This is a genomic window from Acidobacteriota bacterium, from assembly GCA_016208495.1.
In the GTDB taxonomy this organism is placed as follows: domain Bacteria; phylum Acidobacteriota; class Blastocatellia; order Chloracidobacteriales; family Chloracidobacteriaceae; genus JACQXX01.
In genome coordinates, this window is record JACQXX010000116.1 from 140,327 (window position 1) to 147,154 (window position 6,828).

At 50.6% G+C, this 6,828-nt stretch carries 6 protein-coding genes; 2 read left to right on the plus strand and 4 right to left on the minus strand.

The genetic code is table 11. The features are described from left to right. Positions 1 to 94: 94 nt before the first annotated feature. The gene (locus HY774_24470) at positions 95 to 1,492 is read right to left on the minus strand and encodes a beta-lactamase family protein (protein ID MBI4751649.1); all 1,398 of its coding nucleotides are present in this window, start codon (positions 1,490 to 1,492) and stop codon (positions 95 to 97) included. Positions 1,493 to 1,618: 126 nt separating this feature from the next. After that, positions 1,619 to 2,584 carry a transglycosylase SLT domain-containing protein gene (locus HY774_24475; protein ID MBI4751650.1) on the minus strand — a complete coding sequence of 322 codons (966 nt, stop codon included), beginning with the start codon at positions 2,582 to 2,584 and terminating at the stop codon, positions 1,619 to 1,621. Positions 2,585 to 2,673: 89 nt separating this feature from the next. Between HY774_24475 and HY774_24480 the strand changes: the two genes are divergently transcribed. Next, a complete protein-coding gene (locus HY774_24480; GenBank protein MBI4751651.1) occupies positions 2,674 to 3,456 on the plus strand; it encodes a hypothetical protein in 783 nt (260 codons plus the stop codon). Positions 3,457 to 3,714: 258 nt separating this feature from the next. Here the strand turns inward: HY774_24480 and HY774_24485 are convergent, their stop codons facing one another. After that, positions 3,715 to 5,190 carry a PLP-dependent aminotransferase family protein gene (locus HY774_24485; GenBank protein MBI4751652.1) on the minus strand — a complete coding sequence of 492 codons (1,476 nt, stop codon included), beginning with the start codon at positions 5,188 to 5,190 and terminating at the stop codon, positions 3,715 to 3,717. 476 nt (positions 5,191 to 5,666) lie between these two features. Between HY774_24485 and HY774_24490 the strand changes: the two genes are divergently transcribed. After that, positions 5,667 to 6,224 (plus strand): pyridoxamine 5'-phosphate oxidase family protein, encoded by a 558-nt coding sequence (locus HY774_24490; protein ID MBI4751653.1) that lies wholly within the window; start codon positions 5,667 to 5,669, stop codon positions 6,222 to 6,224. 7 nt (positions 6,225 to 6,231) lie between these two features. Here the strand turns inward: HY774_24490 and HY774_24495 are convergent, their stop codons facing one another. Next, positions 6,232 to 6,609: a 5-carboxymethyl-2-hydroxymuconate Delta-isomerase gene (locus tag HY774_24495; GenBank protein ID MBI4751654.1), complete on the minus strand. Its 378-nt coding sequence runs from the start codon at positions 6,607 to 6,609 to the stop codon at positions 6,232 to 6,234. Positions 6,610 to 6,828 lie beyond the last annotated feature (219 nt).

Consider the following 6,828-nt stretch of genomic DNA (forward strand, 5'->3'; position numbering starts at 1 on the left):
TGTGAAGGTGCCCGTACGCCGATCAACCTGAAGAAGTTGAGTCAACCCTTTTCTTTTCAAGGCGGCTGTGTGAGCAGATAAATTCAGTTCTGGCTCACTTCACAATTAAAACCCCACGGGTAATGCCTTCGCCAACATTTCCAGCCGCGTCACGGGCAGAAACTTTGATTCGGGCAGATTTGGAGCGCGGCAAACTGGATGGAATCGTCCAGGTGTAGGCTTGTATTTCGCCAGATAAGCCTGTTGCTACGGCAGTCGAAAACGACGTTCCATCCGAAGCATATTCAATGTCGTGGGTTACCACGCTGATGTTGTCTACGGATTTCCAGCGAATTTCAATGGTTGGGTCTTTGAGTCTGGAAATCTTGGCCTTTGACGTGATGACTTCAGAAACCACGGGCAGGATCAAATCAGTTGACGAAACCAGAATAATTGATCGAATGGTGTCCTTGAGTTTGAGATAGGTTGGCATGACCCGGTTGAGCACACTGAACGTCAGGAATACGGCTACCAGATTGCGCCGGTAGTCAATCCATGGGCTGCATCCAAAGGCGCCCTGCGAACTGTGTTCGACCACCGCACCCGTTGCTGGATCAACCACTTCCAGCCAGTGACCAACACCATAGCGAGTTTGGGGAAGGTTGGGATCCAGGTTTGAATAATTCGCATACGGCGTTCCAACCAGCGGCACGCCAAAGGTTTGGTCCTTGAGCATTTCGGCAACGGCAGCTTCAGAGAGAATCCGTTTCCCGTCAAACACTCCACGGTTCAAAATCATGTGCAGGAAGCGACTGTAATCATCAATTGAGGAGCGGGCGCCGCCGGCAATCAGCGGGTTATCGGTTCGGCCCAATCCTTCGTAATCGGTGCGAGTCATTCCAAGCGGGCCAGCAATTTTTTCCTGAAAGACCTCATCCCAGGTTTTTCCAGTCACAATTTCGGCAATCCTTCCAGCCGTGTGCATTGAGCAGCTTCCATAATAAAATTGTGAACCAGCGGGGGCGAGCATCGGCACCAAGGCAATTTCATCAACGCAGTCCGCCAGGGTTCCGCTCCGGTCGCGAGTACAATCGGAATCTCCTGGAAGTCCCGAGGTATGCGAAAACATTTGTCGAATCGTGATATTGGCTTTGTCACCCGTGAAATTCGGAAGATATTTGGCGGCTGGGTCATCAAGTGAAATTTTGCCTTCATCCACCAGCGCCATAATGACGGCCCCTGACAGCCATTTAGTAGCGGAAGCAATTGGCACAACCTGATTTTCAGAAAAATTTCCAAACGCTTTCCGGTAAATCACTTTCCCATCCTGGATCAGAATGAGCGCACAGCCAGTGCCTCCGATTTCAGGAAGCGAGCTTTGCAACAGGTTATCAACCCGAGTGAAATCATACGTTTGGGATTGTTTGGCTTCAGTTGAGTGAACCAAAGCGGTTGAAGTCGAAAAACACACTGCCAGCACCAGACAGACCAGTTGATTCAGGGCTTTAGACATAAAACTCACCGGATATTCTCATGAAAATTGAATTGGAGGTGGGGAAACAGCCGGTAAGAGGCTCAACTGTGGCAAAAAGTCTGGTCTTTCTGATGTGGAGTGCGGTGGCTTGAAGCTGTTTTCGGGTTAGTTCCCGCGATAGGTAGACAGCGGGTTTATTGACAATCCAAAGGCCCAGGGGGTTTCCCCAATGATGGCCGCCGCAAAAAATTTAGGTACATAGCGGGAATTTTCATTCTGAAAGTAATGATCGAGTTGTGACGAATTGGCCAGCAGTGACCAGAAACTGCGCTCTGATCGCCGATCCTTCAAGGTTTTTTCAAGGTCGCGAAACACTGAGTTTGGACTGCGATTGTATCCGGCAATGGCGAGCGCCACACTGGTGGAATCCGTGCCAAATTCATTCATCCGGTCGCGCATATACCGTGCCGAAGCCCGTGCCGCGATTGGCCAGTTACATCGCTGACCCGGATCAAGTCCATATCCCCGCGCGGTATCCGGCATAAACTGAAACATTCCCTGGGCGCCAACCGGACTGGTCAGGCATTCGTGGTATTCACTTTCAATCATGGCCAGGTACAACCCAACCACGGGAGGCACGTTTTCGGCCAGAAACGCACTGCAAATCCCTGGGGCATATCGGGTAGCCGCCCGTTCAAAAAGCCGGTTGAGATCCTCGCCCCACAGCCGATCAGACCGACTGTTCATCCGCCGAGTATAGCCATCAACATAGTGTTTAATGCAACGAACGACATCGCGGTCAAACACGGCTTCCCGGTTGCCGATCATTCGGGTCACGCGTCGGGCCTGTTGCTCAATAAACTCCTCCTGCTGGGCAGGTGAAAGTTCCTGATATTTCTTGAATTGCCCGGCTGGCAACACCTCCTGCGTCTCAAAAACTGGAGCCGCAACTGGAGCCGGAATTGATTCTGGTAATTTAATTTCCTCAGCTTGATTTAAATTCTGATTGCGTTTGTTGTTTTGAGCAATCACGTCCAGACGGGTTGAAGTTGCTGGAATTCTTCTGAATTTTGCCGCCAGTCCGGCAGTTACCAGAAAAACGCATACGAAAAATGGAATCAGGAACTTCATTTGCAATAGCTCCGAAAGGAAGATGATTTCTCTTCTCAGAGCAAATCAAGCGCCACAACAGCAATGAAGAATTGAGAATGAAGAAAATTATGAAAAGACTTCAATTAACCTCCCTGATGTATCTGATTGGAATGATTTGGCTTGTTTTTGTTGGGGGAGCCAGTATCTGGTTGCTGACCCGTCCACACAGCCAGATGACTTCACTTACAGGAGCACAACTCTCCCAAAATCCACCAGTTTCTCCAGTCAATGATGGAATAGAACCACCACTGGCTGAAAAGAATCCGGCTGACAACCGATTTCCTCAGTTGGTTCAAGAAGTTACCCGCCGATTGAGCACCGACTCGCAGCCTTATATTTTTTCAGATGAACAACTCGAAGTGCTCCGTGAGCAAAGTTTTCAATTATCACAGGCACTGAACCCTTACCTGAAGGAACTCAATCAGTCACAGGTGTCGCAAGTGGTTCTTGCCGCCCGTCGCGAGGGGCTCGAACCTGGACTGGTCGTTTATATTGCCCTGGCCGAATGGATTGAAAATCCCAGTCAGGATTTCGTTCCAATTGGAAACAAGGTGATTGCAACGATTGGTCCACTGGCGAACCGGTATGGCGTGGAACTGGTTGATAAAAGCCTGCTGCTCATCGCGGCCTATCAGATTGCGCAAACCGGGAGTTCGCCGCACACGATGTTTCGTGAACGACTGACCGGTTCGCTGGCTAACGAAACCGGGAGAACCATTTGGGCGCTCCACCGTGCCGGGAAAATCTCAAACGGGACGCTGGCGTTTGCCTTTCGGGCACTGGCGATTGGATGTGTCGTCCAGAATCCGGCCTTTTGGGGTATCTCTGAAATTCCATTGGTGATTGCCTGATTGATGTCCGATCTGGGAAAGAACGTCCCCGGATCCCAACTTGGAATGAGTTGATTGCTGGCCAGACCACCCACCAAAACGAGTCTCCCAACGCACGTTACTCATTTCCCGACCGGGCGAGGGCTGGGATATTTCCGTGGGTGGCGCTGACGCTGACCCACGGCTGTTTGGATGTATCCCGTGCCAGGATGCGCGGTCAGGTTGAATGTTCAAAAGCATCCCAAATTTGAGCAAACCATGGGTCGCTTTTTCGCTCCTTCACTTTTTCGCAATTTTCTCAAGTACTCGCACGAGTTGAACGATTCCTTCTGTCAGTTCTTTGGGTTGAATTGAGGTATATCCGAGCATCAACCCGCCCGGTTTGATTTCATTCAAAGCATAAATCGTAAGCGGCGAAGTGGTAATGCGTTGTAATCCGGCTTCGTGTGAAGCCAGCTGGTCATCCATATTTTCCGGCAGGCGTCCCACGACGTGCATGCCCGATTCGTTGTGCTGAATGCTTAACAGCCCGTTGGCTCGGGCTTTGACGGCTTCGAGCAACACGCCCTGACGTTCAGCATAGAGTGAACGCATTGACCGAATGTGGCGTGCAAAATGGCCTTCCATTATGAAATCGGTTAACACCGCCTGTTCAAGTTGTGGTGAATGCCGATCAGAAAGAGCGCGGGCCGCGACAAATGAATCCACCAGATCGGGCGGTACAACCAGGTAGCCAAGCCTGAGTGACGGCAACAGGACTTTGCTGAACGTCCCGATGTAAATCACCCGGCCATCACTATCAAGGCCCTGCAAAGCAGCAAGCGGACGCCCGGCATATCTGAATTCACTGTCGTAATCGTCTTCAACCACCCAGGCGCCAGTTCGGCTGGCCCATTCAAGCAGTGCCAGTCGCCGGCCAAGCGACATCGTGACTCCAAGTGGAAACTGGTGTGACGGAGTGACATACACAATCCGGGCATCGGGACAGCGGGAAACGCCAACCGAAACATTGATGCCTTCGTCATCAACCGGAACCGGAATCAGTTTGGCGCCGGCGCCCAAAAATGCGCCACGGGCGCCAAGGTAGCAAGGGTCTTCAATCCAGGCTGAATCTCCTGGGTCAAGCAGCAAGCGAACCGTTAAATCCAGCGCCTGCTGTGAGCCACCAACCACAATCACCTGTTCCGGCGAACACCGAACCGCTCGCGCCGAGCCCAGATACCCGGCAATGGCTTCCCGAAGCGGGCGGTATCCGGCGGGTTCTCCATACCCGAGCATTTGAAATGGAGGCCGCCGCCACCGCCGACCCATCAACCGGGCCCAAATTTCAAATGGAAACAGGTCAACTGCAGGCAATCCCATTTGGAACGCACGTGGCGCCCCCATATCACTCCCGTGATTTCGCGAAGCTGAAACTGGCGTCCCAGCCAGGATTTTGCCACGTTCCGACAGCGAACGGCCTTTTTTGATCACTGGCGGGGTGTTGTTTTTGGTCTTGGGTTTTACCTGGAGGAGATCTTCCGGCAGAACGGAGGCAACATACGTTCCTGCCCCAATTCGGCCTTCCAGATAGCCTTCAGCCAGAAGCTGCTCAAAGGCCGTCATAACGGTATTGCGTGAAATATTGAGTTCATTCGACAGTATCCGGGTTGATGGAAGGCGGGATTTTCCCGGCAGCCGTCCGGCCAGGATGGCTTCACGTAACCCATCATAGAGTTGCCGGTAGAGCGGCACGTCCAATGCCGGGTCCAGCATGATTGTGGTCGCAAAAGGAGGTGTTGTCGCGTGTTTGGCCATAAAGATGAAGAATTGAGAATGAAGAATTGAGAATGAAGAATTGAGAATGAAGAATTGAGAAAGTGGTTAGTGGTTAGTGGTTAGAGCTTTGTTCTTTGTTCTTTGACGGTATTGGCTCCTAAGTAAGTACCTTGCCATAAGTTTCCTGAGATATTGGATTGGGTAAGTGTTTGATTCTTTTCGTGTCGTTCGTGTGTTTCGTGGTTAAAATGTCTGGAAATTTTCGGTAAGGTACTTACCAGGTACCAAATACCAAATACCAAGTATCAGGTACTAACCACTAACCACTTTCTTCATTCTCAATTCTTCATTCAAAAAGTGGCTCTGTCACTGTGGCCAGAATTGGCACTTGTGTCAAGGCCATTTTGAGGCATACTTGGCCTGCGTTCTGGAACAAGCACGAAAAGATTTATGGTTTTGGTTGAGGAGAAAATATGGCGAAAGAGTATGCAAACATTCCTTTTAATCAGGTTCGTCGTCGGGATCGGGCTGTTGAAGATGAAGCGTGGATTGAACAACTTCTTGAAAGAATTCCTTTTGGCTCGCTGTCAACAATTTTTCATGGGCAGCCTTTTATCAATACAAACATTTTTGTGTATGACCCGGAACTGCATTGTATCTTCACACATACGGCTCGCGAAGGCCGCACACGGTTTAATGTCGAAGGTGATGAACGCGTCTGCTTTAGCGTGTCAGAGATGGGCAGACTGTTGCCTGCCACGACCGCTTTGGAGATGAGCGTTGAATATGCCGGTGTCGTGATTTTTGGGCGCGCACGCGTGGTGACAGATCAGGTCGAGGCAACCCATGGCCTGCAACTCTTACTTGATAAATACTTTCCGCACTTGAAACCGGGTACCGATTACCGGGCGATTACCGAGGATGAACTGGCTCGAACCGCCGTCTACCGAATTGATATTGATCAATGGAGCGGTAAGAAAAAGGAAGTTGATCCGGATTTTCCAGGGGCTTTTTTGTACGGCACGCGATGAGAGTGAATCACGGTGCAATACTGTCCGCCGGAATCTTAAAATAGTTCCGGCGTTCAATGTCGCGGATTTCAACCGTGATTTGAACCCGATTGTGTTCCACCAAATCGGAAAAAGCGCTTTTGATGGCGGTCAGACAGTGTTTCCCAATGTCTTGTTTGAGTTCAAGGGAGCGGCCTTCAAGCAATCGGAGATCAAGGTGCATAAACGCCTGGTCCTGTGTTCCGTCGGCGACAAAGAACTCTTCGACCCGAATGGCTTTGCTTTTGCAGTTGCCGATTTTCACCCCACCAACATTGGCCAGGATTGAGTGAAATTCGGCCAGCAACGGCTGGAAGCTGGTTGGGGCAGGTAAATTGGCGGTGTAGTACAGCGTCAAATGTGGCATGGAGAATCCTTTGGGAATAACAAGGTGACAAGGTGACAAGGTGACAAGGTGACTGGGTGACCGAATGACAAGGTGACAAGGTGACTGGGTGACCGAATGACAAGGTGACAAGGTGACAAGGTGACCGAATGACAAAGTGACAAATTTGTTTATTTTAAACCCTTGTCACTTTGTCAAAAAGTCACCTTGTCACCTTGTCACCTTGTCACTTTGTCACCT

What these genes read in the sequence shown, in the direction of transcription:
- HY774_24480 (MBI4751651.1), top strand. Translation starts at nt 2,674, where the DNA reads ATGAAAAGACTTCAATTAACCTCCCTGATGTATCTGATTGGAATGATT.
- HY774_24485 (MBI4751652.1), bottom strand. Translation starts at nt 5,190, where the DNA reads ATGCTGGACCCGGCATTGGACGTGCCGCTCTACCGGCAACTCTATGAT.
- HY774_24470 (MBI4751649.1), bottom strand. Translation starts at nt 1,492, where the DNA reads ATGTCTAAAGCCCTGAATCAACTGGTCTGTCTGGTGCTGGCAGTGTGT.
- HY774_24475 (MBI4751650.1), bottom strand. Translation starts at nt 2,584, where the DNA reads ATGAAGTTCCTGATTCCATTTTTCGTATGCGTTTTTCTGGTAACTGCC.
- HY774_24490 (MBI4751653.1), top strand. Translation starts at nt 5,667, where the DNA reads ATGGCGAAAGAGTATGCAAACATTCCTTTTAATCAGGTTCGTCGTCGG.
- HY774_24495 (MBI4751654.1), bottom strand. Translation starts at nt 6,609, where the DNA reads ATGCCACATTTGACGCTGTACTACACCGCCAATTTACCTGCCCCAACC.